Origin of the sequence: Ferrimonas kyonanensis DSM 18153 (assembly GCF_000425405.1) — a bacterium.
Taxonomy (GTDB): Bacteria; Pseudomonadota; Gammaproteobacteria; order Enterobacterales; family Shewanellaceae; genus Ferrimonas; species Ferrimonas kyonanensis.
In genome coordinates this window covers 58,692-74,249 of the sequence record NZ_KE384369.1, presented here as the reverse complement: position 1 = coordinate 74,249, position 15,558 = coordinate 58,692, and the positions used below count along the sequence as shown (strand labels likewise).

The 15,558-nt window shown below is 55.6% G+C and carries 13 protein-coding genes; 5 read left to right on the top strand and 8 right to left on the bottom strand.

The annotated features are described in order from the left end of the window. Positions 1–15 precede the first annotated feature (15 nt). Positions 16–1,446 (bottom strand): aminotransferase-like domain-containing protein, encoded by a 1,431-nt coding sequence (locus H598_RS0121635; protein WP_028114872.1) that lies wholly within the window; start codon positions 1,444–1,446, stop codon positions 16–18. A gap of 320 nt (positions 1,447–1,766) precedes the next feature. On the opposite strand from H598_RS0121635, the gene H598_RS0121630 reads away from it, so the two are divergent. The 3 genes from H598_RS0121630 (at position 1,767) to H598_RS0121620 (ending at position 4,113) form a co-directional block, all read left to right on the top strand. Continuing rightward, positions 1,767–2,294, top strand: a complete 528-nt coding sequence (locus H598_RS0121630) for a redoxin domain-containing protein (RefSeq protein WP_028114871.1) — start codon at positions 1,767–1,769, stop codon at positions 2,292–2,294. 149 nt (positions 2,295–2,443) lie between these two features. After that, positions 2,444–3,613, top strand: a complete 1,170-nt coding sequence (locus tag H598_RS0121625; protein ID WP_028114870.1) for an AAA family ATPase — start codon at positions 2,444–2,446, stop codon at positions 3,611–3,613. 146 nt (positions 3,614–3,759) lie between these two features. Then, on the top strand, positions 3,760–4,113 hold the full coding sequence (locus H598_RS0121620) for a tRNA-binding protein (protein WP_028114869.1): 354 nt from the start codon (positions 3,760–3,762) through the stop codon (positions 4,111–4,113). A 331-nt stretch (positions 4,114–4,444) separates the two neighbouring features. Here the strand turns inward: H598_RS0121620 and lpxL are convergent, their stop codons facing one another. The 6 genes from lpxL to H598_RS0121595 form a co-directional block, all read right to left on the bottom strand. Continuing rightward, entirely contained in the window at positions 4,445–5,389 is a 945-nt protein-coding gene (gene lpxL / locus H598_RS0121615) for an LpxL/LpxP family Kdo(2)-lipid IV(A) lauroyl/palmitoleoyl acyltransferase (protein WP_028114868.1), read from the bottom strand. A gap of 30 nt (positions 5,390–5,419) precedes the next feature. Continuing rightward, positions 5,420–5,566: a hypothetical protein gene (locus tag H598_RS26670; protein ID WP_156897147.1), complete on the bottom strand. Its 147-nt coding sequence runs from the start codon at positions 5,564–5,566 to the stop codon at positions 5,420–5,422. A gap of 41 nt (positions 5,567–5,607) precedes the next feature. Next, the gene (locus tag H598_RS0121610) at positions 5,608–5,913 is read right to left on the bottom strand and encodes a hypothetical protein (protein WP_156897146.1); all 306 of its coding nucleotides are present in this window, start codon (positions 5,911–5,913) and stop codon (positions 5,608–5,610) included. Positions 5,914–6,367: 454 nt separating this feature from the next. Continuing rightward, positions 6,368–7,348: a transposase gene (locus H598_RS0121605; protein WP_028114866.1), complete on the bottom strand. Its 981-nt coding sequence runs from the start codon at positions 7,346–7,348 to the stop codon at positions 6,368–6,370. 332 nt (positions 7,349–7,680) lie between these two features. Further along, complete coding sequence (locus tag H598_RS0121600) at positions 7,681–9,588, bottom strand: methyl-accepting chemotaxis protein (RefSeq protein ID WP_028114865.1); 1,908 nt, start codon at positions 9,586–9,588, stop codon at positions 7,681–7,683. 824 nt (positions 9,589–10,412) lie between these two features. After that, positions 10,413–12,443: an alkyl/aryl-sulfatase gene (locus H598_RS0121595; RefSeq protein ID WP_028114864.1), complete on the bottom strand. Its 2,031-nt coding sequence runs from the start codon at positions 12,441–12,443 to the stop codon at positions 10,413–10,415. 211 nt (positions 12,444–12,654) lie between these two features. Here H598_RS0121595 and H598_RS25820 point away from each other — a divergent pair, with 211 nt between their 5' ends. Both H598_RS25820 and H598_RS0121585 read left to right on the top strand, forming a co-directional pair. After that, positions 12,655–13,491 carry a LysR family transcriptional regulator gene (locus H598_RS25820; RefSeq protein WP_051252941.1) on the top strand — a complete coding sequence of 279 codons (837 nt, stop codon included), beginning with the start codon at positions 12,655–12,657 and terminating at the stop codon, positions 13,489–13,491. A gap of 144 nt (positions 13,492–13,635) precedes the next feature. Then, the gene (locus tag H598_RS0121585; protein WP_051252940.1) at positions 13,636–14,445 is read left to right on the top strand and encodes a ceramidase domain-containing protein; all 810 of its coding nucleotides are present in this window, start codon (positions 13,636–13,638) and stop codon (positions 14,443–14,445) included. 34 nt (positions 14,446–14,479) lie between these two features. Here H598_RS0121585 and H598_RS0121580 read toward each other — a convergent pair whose 3' ends face one another. Further along, positions 14,480–15,523 carry an extracellular solute-binding protein gene (locus H598_RS0121580; RefSeq protein WP_051252949.1) on the bottom strand — a complete coding sequence of 348 codons (1,044 nt, stop codon included), beginning with the start codon at positions 15,521–15,523 and terminating at the stop codon, positions 14,480–14,482. Between the last annotated feature and the right edge of the window lie 35 nt (positions 15,524–15,558).

Sequence of the window (15,558 nt, the reverse complement as noted above, 5' to 3'; positions counted from 1 at the left end):
AACGCTACCGAGCCATCAGACCGCCCGGGGCTGCGTCGGCAACAGGCTTCTAATGAGTTCACCCAAGGTTTTAATGGCGTTCAACCTTGAATCAGTGAGTTCAAAAGAGACGTTTAAACGGAAACAGTGATTGTGAAAATCGCCGGCAGAGAACATCTTGCCTGGGGTAATGCAGATGTTGTGTTGCAACGCGCGGCGATAGAGCTCAGTGGCGTCGAGACCGGCGGGCAACTCCAGCCATAAAAAGTACCCACCCTCGCTGCAATTGATGTTTACTTGCGCCGGCAAGTGATTTCGCAGTGCCTGCCAGGTGGCAAATTTTCTCTGTTCCAGGGTTCTGCGTAACTGGCGCAGGTGTCTTTCGTAGTTGCGAGTGGACAGGTAGGAGGCCAGTGTCATTTGAATCGGCGCACTGGTGGAGAGGGTGCTCATCATCTGCAGCTTTTGAATGGGAACGGCCATTTTACCTGCCGCAACCCAACCGATACGAAATCCGGCCACCAACGACTTGGAAAAGGAGGAGCAGTGCAGCGTCTTGCCGTGGCGATCAAAGGCTTTTGCCGGCAGCGGCTTATCACTGCCGAAATAGAGCTCGTTGTAGACGTCGTCTTCAATCAGGTAGACATCGTACTTAGCCAGTAAGGCCATTAACCGCTTCTTCTTGTCCGCCGACAGGGTGAACCCCAATGGATTCTGGTGATTGGTCATCAACCAGCAGGCTTTCACCGGATGGGATTGCAGGGCATTTTCAAGCGACTCCAGATCAATGCCCTCCGTTGCGTGAGTTCTTACCGACAGGGCCCTTAGGTTCAGCCTTTGCAGTGACTGCAGTGCGCCGTAAAACGTGGGCGACTCCACCACCACCCAATCGCCCGGTTCAGTGACCGATTGCAGGCTCAGATTCAGTGCTTCCAATGCGCCGGTGGTAATCACGATTTCATCGGGGTGCACCGTCATTCCTTGGGCGGCATAACGCTTGGCGATGTGCTGCCGAAGCTCCAGGTTCCCGGGCGGCAGGTTATCCATGGCACTGGAGGCGGGCAGGGTGCGAGCGGTATTGATCAGCGACTTGTTGATGTGTTGGCGAGGGTAGAGGGTGGGATCGGGGTGCACCTTGCCAAAATCGGTGATGTTGGGGGTACGGCTGGCTTGAAGCACTTCGAAAACAAAGTCGTTAATGTCTACAGACTCGGTCTTTTCAACCGGTTCATTGGCGGGAACCGAGTCACTGTTTTCAATCTTGGGAGCAACAACATAGCCGGACCGCGCCCGCGAGACCACCCAGCCCTGGCTTTCTAACACCTGATAGGCGTGCACCACCGTCATCAGGCTTACTCCGGACAGTTCGGCCTGCTTCCTGAGGGAAGGAAGTTTGTCTCCGGTTTGCCAGACCTCGTTCTGGATTTGGCTGCGGATCTGCTTGATCAGCTCCTCGTACTTTTTCACCGGGATTAGCCTCTTATCATCATCACAGTTAAGCGGGTGGTCGCGATCATACCAGTTCCTCTGCACATCTGTTATGCATAAATGCGCTACTTTTGTGTCTATTATGGTTTCGGGTCTGGCCCTACACTGCCAGTTGTTTCACTCCCCGACTCTGATGTGGCTGTCGCATCGGCTGCACTTTCATCTGCAAGGGGGGGAGACGCTCGCTCATTACCGAGCATCGCTGCCTTGGACAGTGAGGTTTCAGGTGATGCGAATGATCGGCAAGTGATGAAATGGCCGTGATTTCATCGCTGATAAATCAGGGGAAAGACAAAGTGATGATGTCAAACAAGGTGAAAGGCGGGTCTCAGTTTCCCTCTATCGAACTGCCAAAGCTGGGTGGCGGTAGACTTAATCTTGGTGCTCCGGAAAAAAAGACCAACTGGAAAATGGTGGTGGTGTATCGCGGCGGGCACTGCCCGATGTGCACTCGATACCTGAAGAAAATCGGCGAGGCTAAGCCGGCGTTTGCCAAGCTGGGCGTGGATATTGTTGCCACCTCTGCGGACAACGAGTCACAGGCGCTGGAGCACTTCATGCAGCTGAAAGTAAACTACCCGGTAACCTACGGTTTGACCGTAGAGATGATGCGGGAACTCGGGCTGTATATCTCTCGTCCGCTCTCAACCGGTGAGACCAATCACTTCTACTCCGAACCGGGTGTTTTCATCATTAACGACCGCAATGAGATTCAGATATTGGATATCTCCAATGGCCCGTTCGCGCGTCCAGAGATCGATGTGCTGTTAAGCGGCATCGATTTCATTCGAGACAAAAATTACCCGGTAAGGGGCACTTTTAATTAGTCCGGGGCCAAGCCGAAATGCCCCAAGTCTTTGTCATGACCGGCTTCTAAGGCGTAATCGCATTTGTAATGGACGGCGGTTGACGGTTTTTCCTCGCACAAGCGGGATGTTAAGGTAGGCCTTTCGAGCCGACCGACATCATCCAGAGTATGCTGAACGCGTTTGTCATTGAGAACTATCGCTCCATTCGTAACCTTCGTATTCCGTTGGGGCCCCTGACGCTGATCACCGGCGGCAACGGCTGTGGCAAATCCAATCTCTACCGGGCATTGCGGTTGCTGGCGGAAACCGCCCAGGGCGGCGTAGTCAGCGCTTTGGCCCGTGAGGGCGGGTTGCTCTCTACCATGTGGGCCGGACCCGATGAAATTACCGCGGCGATGCGACGCGGGGAAGTTGAGGTTCAGGGCTCGGGTCGCAATCGCCACTCGCGCCTGAAACTGGGCTTTACCGGAGAGCCCTTTAGCTACGCCATTGGACTGGGTATGCCGGAGCCGGTACCAGGCAGTGTGTTCAACCTGGATCCGGAAGTGAAGCGGGAAGCGATTTGGGCCGGGCAGCGCTGGCGTCCCGGCGCTGAGTTGGTGGGGCGGCAGGGGCCGATGGTCAAAAGCCGCGACGGACGCAGTTTCAGGGTGATCAGCCAGCATCTACCGGCTTACGACAGCATGTTTGATCAGGTGGCGGACATACAGGCGACGCCAGAGCTGTTTGCGTTGCGGGAATCGATGCGGCGATGGCGCTTCTACGACCATTTTCGCACCGACCCGGAGGCGCCGGCGCGTCAGTCTTCCATTGGCAGTAGAACCCCGGTTCTGCACCACGACGGCCGTGATTTGGCTGCGGCACTGCAGACCATACGTGAAGTGGGCGATGAGCAGGGACTGGATCGGGCGATTGACCGAGCGTTTCCCGACTCACGATTGAATATCGACATCAGCGCAGACAACCGCTTTACCCTGAGCTTGCTGCAACCCGGCATGCTCAGGCCGCTTACTGCTGCCGAGCTCTCGGACGGCACTCTGCGTTATCTTCTGCTCACTGCGGCGTTGATGACCCCCAGGCCGCCCAACCTGATGGTGTTGAACGAGCCAGAAACCAGCCTGCACCCGGATCTTTTGCCCGCACTCGGACGGTTGATCATCGAGGCGTCGGCTCATAGCCAGGTGTGGGTGATCTCGCATGCGCCCAGACTCATTGCCAGCCTAGAGAAAAGCGATAATTGCCACTCAATACAGCTGCATAAGCCTTATGGCGAGACAGAGGTGATGGGGCAGTCGATGCTGGATCAGCCGCCATGGAGTTGGCCGACCGGGTTGTAATTGGGATACCGGTGTGTCCATTAACGTGGCATATTGCTGCGGTCTTTTAGAGGCTAATCGCGAATAAGCACAACTCGGGATCACCGATTGCTGGAGGATACATCCGTGAAATCTTCTGCAATAAACTGACTTGTTAAGGGTATGAAATGCAACAAGCAACAATAAAGGAACTGGTTACGTTTGAGGACTTCGAAAAACTGGATATTAGGGTGGGAACGATCACCACAGTATCGGACGTTAGCAAGTCAAAAAAATTGATGAAACTGACCGTGGATTTTGGCGACCACACGCGTTCAATTCTTGCGGGAATCAAGCAGGAGCGTGAAAACCCCCAGGAGATCGAAGGCAAACAGGCGTTGTTCGTGGTTAACCTGCCCGAGCAGAAAATGGCGGGAGAGATTTCTCAAGGGATGCTGTTCGATATCGGCTATGCCGACGGTTTGACGCCGTGCCTGGCCGTTCCTGAGACACCCATGCCAAATGGCAGTCGTGCCGGCTAGGCTGGGGGGGCTGTGCCGCTGCTTGTGGAGGCATTGCGCGACTGAATCGGCCTGACGCTGCGTTCAAGTCAGGGCCGTTCCAGAGACACCCATGCCAAATGGCAGTCGTGCCGGCTAGGCTGGGGGGGGCTGTGCCGTTGCTTATGGAGGCATTGCGCGACTGATTCGGCCTGACGCTGCGTTCAAATCAGGGTTGGCAACGAGACGCGGACACTTTAAACCGTGTGTTACGTTGCCTTGCCTGGTGTTGTTGGCCCTTTACTTGAAACCCGTCGGAGCTATCAGTATTCGGCGGCTTTTTAAAGCCTTATTGGGATGGCGAGTCGAGGGGCTAGTAGCGACACTCTATTCCCGGCGGAGTGGTTTTGAATCGTTTGTGCAGCCACATCCATTGAGTCACCCCTTTCATAATCATGGCTTCGAGGCGGCGGTTAATTACTGTTGCCGCTCCTATCGGATTGGGGGGGATTTGCTGACTAAAATCCGGGTCGACCTCAAGAATGTAGGTGTCTTCCTGTCTCATGCTAACGGCGGATACCACCGCGCAGCCGGTTAACTTCATCAGTACCCCTGGGCCGGCAACGGTGCTGGCCTGGATACCAAAAAAGGGGGCGAACACCGAACCATTGGGGCCGTAGTCGTGGTCGGGTAAGTACCAGAGTCGTTCACCAGATTTCAGCACCTTTATCATGGATTTTATGTCCTTTCGATCGACCAGTTGATTGCCATTTCGAGTTCGTCCCCAGTGTTGGATAAACTCATAGGCTGGATTGGAATGGGGGCGGTAGACGCCATAACCCGGAGCAAAGGTACTGAAGATTCGTGCGGTCATTTCTAGGTGAAAGAAGTGGCCACAAATAATAAGCACGCCGCGCTGACGTTGCTGCTGTTGCAATAGCTCCTCTTTGCCAAAAGAGTCTGTATGGGCGTGAATTCGCCACGATGGCCAAAACCAGGCGAATCCTGTCTCCATTAATGCCATGCCGGCATTTTGAAAATTCTGTTTAACCCACTGTTCGATAATTTCGTCGGAATAGCTGGGAAAGCACAGGCTGAGATTGGTTCTGGCGACATGAACTCGTCTTTTCAGCAGCCGCCTGGCAAGATCCCCAATCAAGAAGCCGATCCGTCTAAGAGCCCCATACGGGAGCACATTGACCAGCAACGCCAGTAGTCCGAAACCAAGCCACACACACCAGTATTTGGGGTGAAGTAGGCGCAACTCGAGCTTGGGATGGGGTACCGTGTTTACGCGATCAAAGGTAATCTCTGTCATGGCTGTCCTGCCTGGTGGTTTTTGTGGCGGTCATCCCCGTCCCGCCGTGCTATCCCTGGCCACAATCATGGTGTCGCCGGTGACAGTGCGATGGCGGTTGACCGGGCCGTATTGACGCACGGTCAACAGGGGAGCAATCCGCTGCGGGGGCAATAGCAAGTTATTGGGGGAGGGCATCCCGGTGCCCCAAGGCACCGGGTGTGGTTTCGGCGTTGGTCCTATTTTTGAAACTGGGTGGCCAACCAACGAATCGATGTTTGGTAGTCCGGGTATTCGAGCAGCATCTGCTGGACAAATTGATCGTTTGAAATCTGCTTTTTATACAATTGGTAAGTGAGTTCGGTGAACTGTTCTACCTGCTCATCGGTGTCGATGGGCACCCGCTTGTAGGAGGGGTTATTCTTGATGCTGTCGACAACCGCATCCAACCTTTGGGTGTAGCCGCTGTCGTCAAAGGCCGGGTGGGCCGAACAACCCTGAAGCAGGATGCAGCTTGCAATGAGCATCGATAGTAGTATCCGCATGGTGAACTCTCTCCTTTAGATCATGAATCTGGCCGGAAGTACCTCAACCCGAGGGCGTGTTGGCCTACAGCCTTTGCCGCTATGGCAGTGAGTAATTGTTGCTGCGAAGTGTAATCACAGCCGAATTACATCTCTGTAACCGATTGTATCTTGGGAGGTTAAATCGAGAGGAACACCAGGTCGCAGCGGGCTTTCAGGCACAGAAACATATAAAGACACCCAACCGGAACATGAAAAGACACCCAACCTTCTAAGCCCAATAACCACTATGAACCTCTGAGCTAGCTGACTTCAGGTGGGGAGTTTGCGCGGCGCCGTATCGAGTTGTCGCGAGCAGAAACAACACTTAAAAGCGACGCTTGGTTGAGTTTCAAGAAAGATCTGCACAGGGGGAGGGCTCTGTATTCCTTAAAGAATGACAGAGTTTTGAAAAAGTGGTGATGAACGGAACTGACTATGCACCAAAAAGGCGCTTTGCATTTCCAGAACCACGGATTCGGTGCAAACCATCAGTTTGTCGACAGTGCTGCAGGCTGTGCAATCGCCCTGCAAGATGACAGAACTGATCTTCAAAGCCCTCGGTCAATTCAATCCAGTTGCTCAAATCGATGTTCAGTCGCTGCAACAGCGTGCCACTGCAAGCAGGAATAGCACCGACTTTGCCTTCTTTGAGGGCTAGGCCGGTGAACTCCACCAGCTCTAAATAATCGTTAAGGTGGCAGGGTAAGGAATGTGTACCTAGGTCATTGCTACTAAAAGGTTTTAATCGTTCTGGCTGCTTTCCTTTTAGGGCCGCTCGAATGCGCATCTGAATGCTGGTGAAGTCGGATTTTTCCGGCGTTTTCGCCATGCCAGCACGAATGGGGTTAAGATCAACGTAAGCCATGCACGACAACAGCGCCTGTTCATCCAAAAGCGCCTGTGATTTAAATCTTCCCTCCCAAAACCGACCGGTGCATTCGTCTTCTTTATTGGCTTCGCGCGCAATGTACTCGTTAAGCGAACGCATAAACCAACTTAAATCAGCTAAGCGATTGCGATACAGCGAGGCTTTGTTATCCACCTGACTCAGTTCAGCGCTGGTGAGTGTGCTGCGTAATTCATCGACACAATAGCGTCGGGTTAAATCCGTACCCGCAAACAATCGGTGCCATCGAGTGAGGACTTCCTGAGTACTCCAGGCCTTGGCCTTTTGCTCATCTACGTGCAGCACCACATGGGTGTGATTTGTCATCACCGCAAAGGCACATATTTCAATGGCAAACGCCTGACTTAATTCGAGTAACCGATTCTCAACCCAGTCTCGGCGGTGCTCGTAACTGATGCCGGTGTAGGCATCGATACCGCAAAGATAACTGCGGCGAACACAACGACTGACGCAATGGTAGAAGGGCGTATCTTGCAGTGATATCAACTGGCTTCTGGCTTTGGGCATGGTCTCATCCTTGAAACTCACAAAAGTACAGTGTAGATGAACACCAATGTAGCCAGATTGGTATGGATGTCATGTTAGGCTGGTATGGATGTCATGTAAGGTTTTATGGGTGTCGTGTGAAGGGACATCTAGCAGAGTGGTATGGGTGTCATGGTATGTATTATGGGTGTCATGTGAAGGGGCAGGTGTCATGTAAAGGGGCATCTAGCGAAGGGGCGTGAAGTTAGTATGGGTGTCTATTGAAGAGGGAGAATGGGGGGGCGAATTGGTCGTGGTAGTCGGTAGCCAAGAAAAAAGGCCGCGTTTGCGGCCTTTGTGATTCCGTCAGAGGGTTAGCTGAGCTTGAACTTGCCTACGACTGCTTTCAGTTGGCTGTTTGCCGCGGAAAGGTTGAGTGTTTCCGCTTCCGTCGCCCGGCCGTTGGAGGAGAGCTCCATTACAATTTCGCGAATGGTGGTGATGTTGCGGCTGATCTCGGTGGCGACCGAGCTTTGTTCCTCTGCTGCGGTGGCGATGTGGGTGTTGAGATCGTTGATGCGTGCCACCGATTGAACGATGTCATCCAGATCGCTGGATACCGCATTGGCTCCGGTCGCGGTCTGCTCGCAACTGGTCTTGGTGATGCCCATCGCTTCGATGGCTGCGGCGCTACCCTGATGCAGCTTGGCCAGGGTGGCTTCGATCTCCGCGGTGCTTGATTGGGTGCGGGCCGCCAGGGCGCGCACCTCGTCGGCCACCACGGCAAACCCTCGACCCTGCTCACCGGCGCGGGCTGCCTCGATGGCGGCATTCAGCGCCAACAAGTTGGTTTGATCGGCAATCTCACCAATCACTTTCAGCACTGACGTGATGTCGTCGGTGTCCTTGCCGATGTTGGTGATGTTGTCCGAGGTGGTGTCGACGTCGATGACCAGCTGTGAAACGGTCTCGGTAGCCGACGTAACGATTGCCTTGGAGTCGTTGACCTTGACGTTGGTGTCGGTGGTGAAACGGGACGCTTCGGCAGCGTTTCGAGCAACGTCGTTGGCGGTGGCACTCATCTCTTCGATGGCGGTAACTACTTGCTCGGTCTCGGTGGTGTGGGTCTTTAGCACGCCGTTGTTTGATTCGGTCTGGGCTTGCACCAACTCCACCGATCGAGTGATGTGGTCGGAGGCCTTGGACACCTCATGCATCATGGTTTGCAGGTTACCAATAAAGCGGTTGATGCCCTGGGCAATGTGCGCCAGATGGTCATCGCCTTCCACCGGTAGCCGGCGGGTCAGATCGCCGTTGCCCTGGCCAAGCTCGGTCACCAGTTCATTGAGGGAGAGAATCGGTCTGAACAGTACGTTTAGGATCGCCAGGGACAGCGCCACACCGATGGCCAACAGCACCACAGACAGGATGAGCGCATCGCGCAGCGCCTTGTCCAGGGCGGCATAGGCCACCGCTTTCTCCACTCCGACAAACAAGTACCAGCTCTTACCATTGATCAGAGGGATCTCACGGGTGAACGCCAGCTTGTCGACGCCTTTCAATACGTAGTCTGTGGTGGCCTCCTGGCTGCCGAGCATGGCAACCCCGACGTTATCCATACCCAGATCGGAGAAGCGTGTTCCCTGAGACAGCAGCGGCGAAGTGGAGACCAGCGCCTTACCTTTGCCGTCCATGATGGCGGCTACGGAGCCGGGGAAGTCCACACTGTTGACGGTTTTCTGCAGGATACTCAGCTCGATGTCACCAAGGATGACGCCATCGGCGACCTTTTTGACTACAGATACCACCTGGTTTCCGTTGCTGGCATCGGTGTAGATGTCGGTGACGTCCAGTACGCCCGCCGCCATCGCCTGGCGATACCAGGGACGCACTCGTGGATCGTAGCGAGCGGTATCGGCAACACCGTCATGCCAGTAGCCGCCCTCGAACGTGGAGAAGGCCCGACCATCTTCCAGGCCGACCAGCAGTTCGCTGACGCCGCTGGCACTGCGCATCATTCGTACGTCCTCGACGTATTCCTCCGCGCTGAGCCCAGGCTGGTAGTGTTCGGCCATGGCGGAGACCGCCTCTTGCTTGGATTCGAACCAGGTCTCAATATTCTGAGCTTCATAGTGAACGACCGCTTCAGACTGGCGGTTTACGCTGTCGATGACGCTGCTCTTAAGGTTCAGATAGGACAGCCAGTTGGCGGCGACCAGACACAAGGTCACCAGGACCACCACGGATAAGATGATGGATCGTTTAAAACCCAGGGTTTTCAATTTTCACTCGCATTACAAAAAGAAGGGGGAGCCTTGCGGCTCAAAGGGGGGGCGCGATTTTACCTTAATATCGGTTATTCAGCTAGTTACTCCGAAATAAACCGCTTGTAAGTTGACATGCAATGGCTGATATCGTGACCGCAATGGCAGTTTTATCGCCTCTGGGGTAGCAATTTTACCGCTTTGAAGCGGCCGACGGTTTGACTGCCCTGCAATCAGTAATCCTGGCGGGTCGGCATCGAGCTGAAAGGGCTGTTTTTGCGGGCCAGATCTCACCGAAGCGGGCGGGTGCTGTTTATTTGTCGATTTATTGACCTTGTGGCTGATAACCTGACTGACTCGCGTCGATGCTGTTGATGGAGCAGTCAGCAGGGTTCACAGCTGGGTACCACGGTGCGGTTTTTTTTACGGGGAGGGATCATGAATCGATGCGGACAATGCCGGCAATTTACCAGAATGCCGGAACATCAACGAGATCAGTGCGGAGCCTGGGAGCAACCGACAACGGCGACGCGATTGGCGTGTGACTTTTTTAGTCCGAAGAAGGGATTGCGCCGCGATGATCAGCCCAAACCCTAAGGGGCACGATGGCAGCCAGAGCATGGTTTTAGGCTAAGTCCATGTCGATAACCTGGAAGGGCGCCTCGATTGTGGATTGAGTCGCCGCAACTTCGCCGGCATGGGTTTGAGGTTGTGCCCGCAACAGAACTTCACCACCAGGCTGCGGGCGTCATCGCGGAAATGAACCGTGGACTGAATTTGCCAGAGTCCCGCCTAGAAACGGAAAAAGGTCGCCCTGGAGCGACCTTTTCTGTTGGTACCAATCAGTGCTGGTGTGAGTGCTGAGCGGTGCTCTGGCTCTGGCTAGGGACAATGGAAAATGCCGAATCCGCCTTGGTCAGGGAGCGCTGCAATTTGACCAGCACACTCTGATCACCGGTTAACTGAGCGTTGCCGCTTTCGAGCAACTGAGTGGCCTTGGCCTGCCCCAGATTGATGCGGTCGATGTCGGCCTTGTTGATGGTCAGGGTGGCATCGGCTTTCCTGGGCTCGGTGACCTGGATGTTGTTGAGGTTGCCGTTACTCATCTCTACGAAGTAGGTCTCTTTAATGTCGGGCAGGACCACAGACAGGGTAAAGCTGTTGTGCTGTGCGACCGAGGCATCCACCTGCACCGCCAGGTAGTCCAGCATCATGCCCATGTCCATCTCGCTGACCACGTCGGCAGAGTTGGCCTTAAGCACCGTCTTCTGGATGCCGTTGCGCAGTTCATAGGCGCCGCTGAGGTAGACGTTACGCCAGCCGGCGGCCTCGCTCTGGTAACCAAGCTGCTCGTAGGTATCGGCCAGCAGGTCACGGCCGGGCTTGAAGTCCGGGTTGGCGGTTACCACCTTGTTGAGGACGGTGGCCACGAAGTGGTACTCGCCCTTGTCGAAGTCGGCTTTGGCCTTGGTCAGAATCGCTTCTTCGCCACCCATGTACTCCACAAACTTGCTGGCTTCTTCGCCGCTGGGCAGAGGGTTGAGGTTGGCCGGGTTCATATCGAAGTACCCCAGATACAGGTTGTACACCGCACGGGCATTGTGGCTGTAGGTGCCGTGATAGCCGTTGGTGTGCCACGCCTTCTGAATGCTGTCGGGAATGATCTTCTGGATCTCCCAGCCGATGTCCTGCATCACCACGCCGTTGTTGGCCAGGCGCAGGGATTGGTTGTGAACAAATCCGTAGTTGTCCCGCTGCAGCTTGAGGAAAGTGTTGATCGCCTCATTGCCCCAGATGGGGGCGGAGTGGGCGGTAAACAGCACCTTGGCATCGCCGCCAAACTCGTTGATCACCTTGTTGATGGTCTTGGACCACAACAGGGCATCGCGCACCTTGGCGCCACGCAGGGTGTAGACGTTGTGCATCCCTTTGTAAGTCAGCTCTGCCCCCCAGATGGCGTTCATCTCTGGGATGTAGGCCACCGACTCCGAGGTGGCCTCGGTGCCGGAGGCGTCCATGAAGATGAACTCGACGCCGTCGATGTCCCAGGACTCGATGCTGGCCGTGTGGTTGGTTTCCGTGGGCTTCACATAGCTGAGCTCACCTTTGGTGACCGCGTTGGAAAGGGCGGCGTCGACGATGCCGGTTTCGCCGATTGGCAGTACGGTACCGTATTGGTAGGAGACCCGGCGGGACATGGCGTTGCCGGCCAGTACGTTCTCATCGACGATCTCCTTGGTGATGTTCTTCGAGCCGTAGGCTTTGACGTCGGGGAACAGTTTCTGAATTCCCCGGGCACCGCCGAAGTGGTCGCCGTGGGAGTGGGAGTAGACCATGGCGACCACCGGCAGGTCGCCACCCTCGGGCAAGTTGTTCAGGGCGAAACGCAGCGAGGCTTCGGCGGCCATGGGGGTGGTCAAAGGATCCAGCACAATCCAGCCGCTGTCACTGCGGATCAGGCTCATATTGGCCAGATCGGTGCCGCGCACCTGATAGATGCGATCGGTCACGCGGTAGAGGCCGGCCGCTTCGTGGTTTACCTGGCCCTGGCGCCACAGCGAGGGGTTAACCGTATCCGGGGTGTCTCCCTCCAGGAACCGGTAGTCGTTCCAGATGATGGCGGCGGTTTCTTGGTCGAACTCGGCAATCAGGCCCTTGCGGGTCTCCTCAAAGCCCTTGTTGTTGGCGAAATCCAGCTGCTTGGCAAATTGGCGGTTGGCGTCGATGGTGGCCTGGGTGGCGGGCTTGCCCTGGTAGCTAAACGTGGAGGTCAGGGCGTGTTCGTCTTTGCCCGCACCATGGCCGTGTTGATCGGCCATTAGGGGAGTGCTGATGCTGATCACCACCGACAGTGCAATAATGGATTTTTTCATAATCACCTCAAAGTCATCGCTCATTTGAAGACCAACGGCCATCGCTACATCTTTGCTCCGAGGCAGAGTTCGCCTGGGGACCCCTTGGGGGCCGTCGGAGTCTTCGCTGGCGTCGTTGACGGGATGAGTTCAGTATTAGATAAGTCATAGTGGTGATAAATGGTCACCAGCTGATAAAATACATAAGCACAGCTTATATTGAGAGGCGTCGATGGATCTGAATCTGCTTAATACCTTTACCCTGGTGTACCGGCTGAACTCCTACACCAAGGCAGCCGGGCAGCTGGGGATCAGCCAGGCGGCGGTGAGCATGCGCATCAAGCAACTGGAGCAGGGCATCGGCCAGCCACTGTTTGTGCGTAAGGGGCGCTCTATCGAAGCCACTGCCCATGCCAACTACATGGCCACCAAGCTGGAACCGGCGTTCGGCTTGATTGATGAGGCGCTGTTTAAGGTGCAGCACAAGGTGTATGCGCCGGACCTGTACGCGTACGATCTGGCCCACGAGGATGTCGATGTGTCCATTCCGCCGGATGAGCAGCAGCAACTGTTTGACGACATACGAAACCGCCAGGTGGATCTGGTGCTGGATCTGGTGACCATCAACGACGCCAGCGTGGTAAACGAGCTGTTGGTGGAAGAGCAGGTCAGGGTGGCGGTGCGCCAGGATCATCCCAGAATTGGCGATGCCCTCACTGAAACGCAGTTCTATGGCGAACGCCATGTGGCGGTGACGACCCGCAGGCATAAGCAGGACATTTTTACCCTGTTGTGTGAGCAACCCAGGCCTCGCACCATCGCCCACAGGGCCAACTCCTATGCGTCCCAGCTGGCCTATGTGGCGAACTCCGATGCCATTGCGGTGACGCCAAAACGGTTGCAGTCGATGGCGTTTCGGCTGGGCGTCAAGTTGCTGTCATTCCCAATGCCGATGAAAAGCGCCCCCATCTCCATGCTGTATCACCGTTCGCTGCAGTCCAACCCGGATCATAAGGCATTAAGAGCCAGGGTCAGGCAGGCGCTGACTTCAGGTGACGATTGTCAGTAGCCTGCTCCTGAGTCGTGGCCTGCCAGAGTCAGCGTTGATTGCTTGTGCTTAGGGTGGCAGTTTTCAGCGTCCGAGACGGCCCATGGTCGTAGCGGAACGTCCTATACTCTCTGAGTCTGTGGTCTGGTCAGCCGGAGAGCGAGGATGGCCCAACCGAAGCTGGATTACCCTGGCGACCGAGCAAGGTTTAGTTGGCGGCACGCCGTGCTGCTCGGCATTGTGTTTGGGCCTCTTGGCGCGCTATTGACCCTGGCTCCCATCGCTCAGAGCCTGGCCTACCATTCGTTTGCCGATGTTAGAACCCTGCTTGGGGTAGCCAACGGGCTCAATGTATTGTCCAGCCTGCCGTTCTTGATCGTTGGAATCCTGGGCCTGCGTTATTGCCTGCGGACACCATCCGGTCCAGCTTACCCGCCCTGGTGGTGGCTTTTTGCCGGGGTAGCCCTGGTAGGGCTGACTTCGGCCTATTATCACCTCAACCCTTCCAACGCTACTCTGGTGTGGGATCGGCTGTCGATGACCATTGGCTTTATGGCACTGTTCATCGCCCTGACCAGTGAATACCTGGCGAGCCGGCTTATTCCGAAGTTGCTGGTTCCGGCGTTGCTGTTGGGGGCGGCCACTGTGGCGTACTGGCATTGGCGCGATGATCTGAGGCCCTATATCTGGGTGCAACTGCTGCCGCTGCTGACCATTCCTGTGCTGATGATGCTGTTTTCAAGCGGCTACTCCCATCAGGGGGTGTTGGTCCTGGCATGGGGTTGCTACCTGGTGGCCAAGGTGGCCGAACTCTACGATGAGGCGATTTTTTTCAGTACTCAGGGCGTTGTCAGTGGCCACACCCTGAAACACCTGTTCGCCGCAATGGGGTGTTACCTCATTTTGCGGATGTTGCAGACGAGGCGGCGTTTGAGTCGGCGGGATAGGTTGCGGCCACAAAAAACGCCGCTGTAAAAGCGGCGTTGTCTTTGTGCGAAGTGCGAGCGGCTTAGTTGCCGGTGCGCAGCATCTGCCAGTACTTGTCGTACAGGCGAACGGCATCACCGACATCAGACTGGAATTCACCGGCTTCAATCACTTCCGCAGGTGGGAAGATGATGGGGTTATTGGCAAACTCCGGATCCAACATCTCCTTGGCGGTCTTATTCGGGGTCGGGTAGCCCACCTCTTCACACACCTTGGCGGCCACATCCGGGCGCAGCAGGAAATCGATCAGTTTGTGGGCGGCGTCGACGTTTTCTGCCCCGGCCGGAATGGCGATGTTGTCCATCCAGAAGATAGCGCCCTCTTTGGGGTAGATCATGGTGATGGCCGGATCGTTCTTATTGGCTTCAAAGGCGGAGCCGTTCCAGATCATACCCAGCGGCACTTCTCCGGCCATGTAAGGCAGGGAAGGGGTGTCGGAGTTAAACACCAGCGCGTTCGGCATCAGCTTTTTCAGCAGCTTGTACGCTTCTTTGATCTGAGCTTCGTCGGTGGAGTTGGCCGAGTAGCCCAGAATCCGCAGCGCCATGTGGAACACTTCCCGCTGGTCGTTCATCAGCATCAGCTGACCCTTCCATTTCGGATTCCACAGATCCTTCCAGCTGTTGATGCTGTCGGCGTCGACAAAATCGGTGTTGATGCCGATGCCGGTCGCGCCCCAGACATAGGGAATGGAGTACTGGTTGTTGGGATCGTAAGCCTTGTTCAGCATCACCGGATCCAGGTGCTTGAAGTTGGGCAGTTTGCTGTGATCGATGGGCTGAAGCAGGCCTTCATCGCGCATCTTGGCGACGAAGTAGGTGGAGGGCACCACCAGGTCGTAGCCCTTGGCGCCGGTGAGCTTCAGCTTGGCGTGCATCGCTTCGTTGGAGTCGTAGGTGGTGTAGATCACCTTGATGCCGGTTTCCTGTTCAAATTCGTGCAACAGGCCTTCCGGCATGTATTCGGACCAGTTGTAGAAGTAGACGACGTCGCTGGCCGCGTGGGCGGCCAGGCTGCACAGACCAATCAGCGCGGCTGAGGCGGTTTTTGCCAGAGTGCGGAGCATGGCGGTGGATTCCTTGTTCATTGATTCAAAGCAAG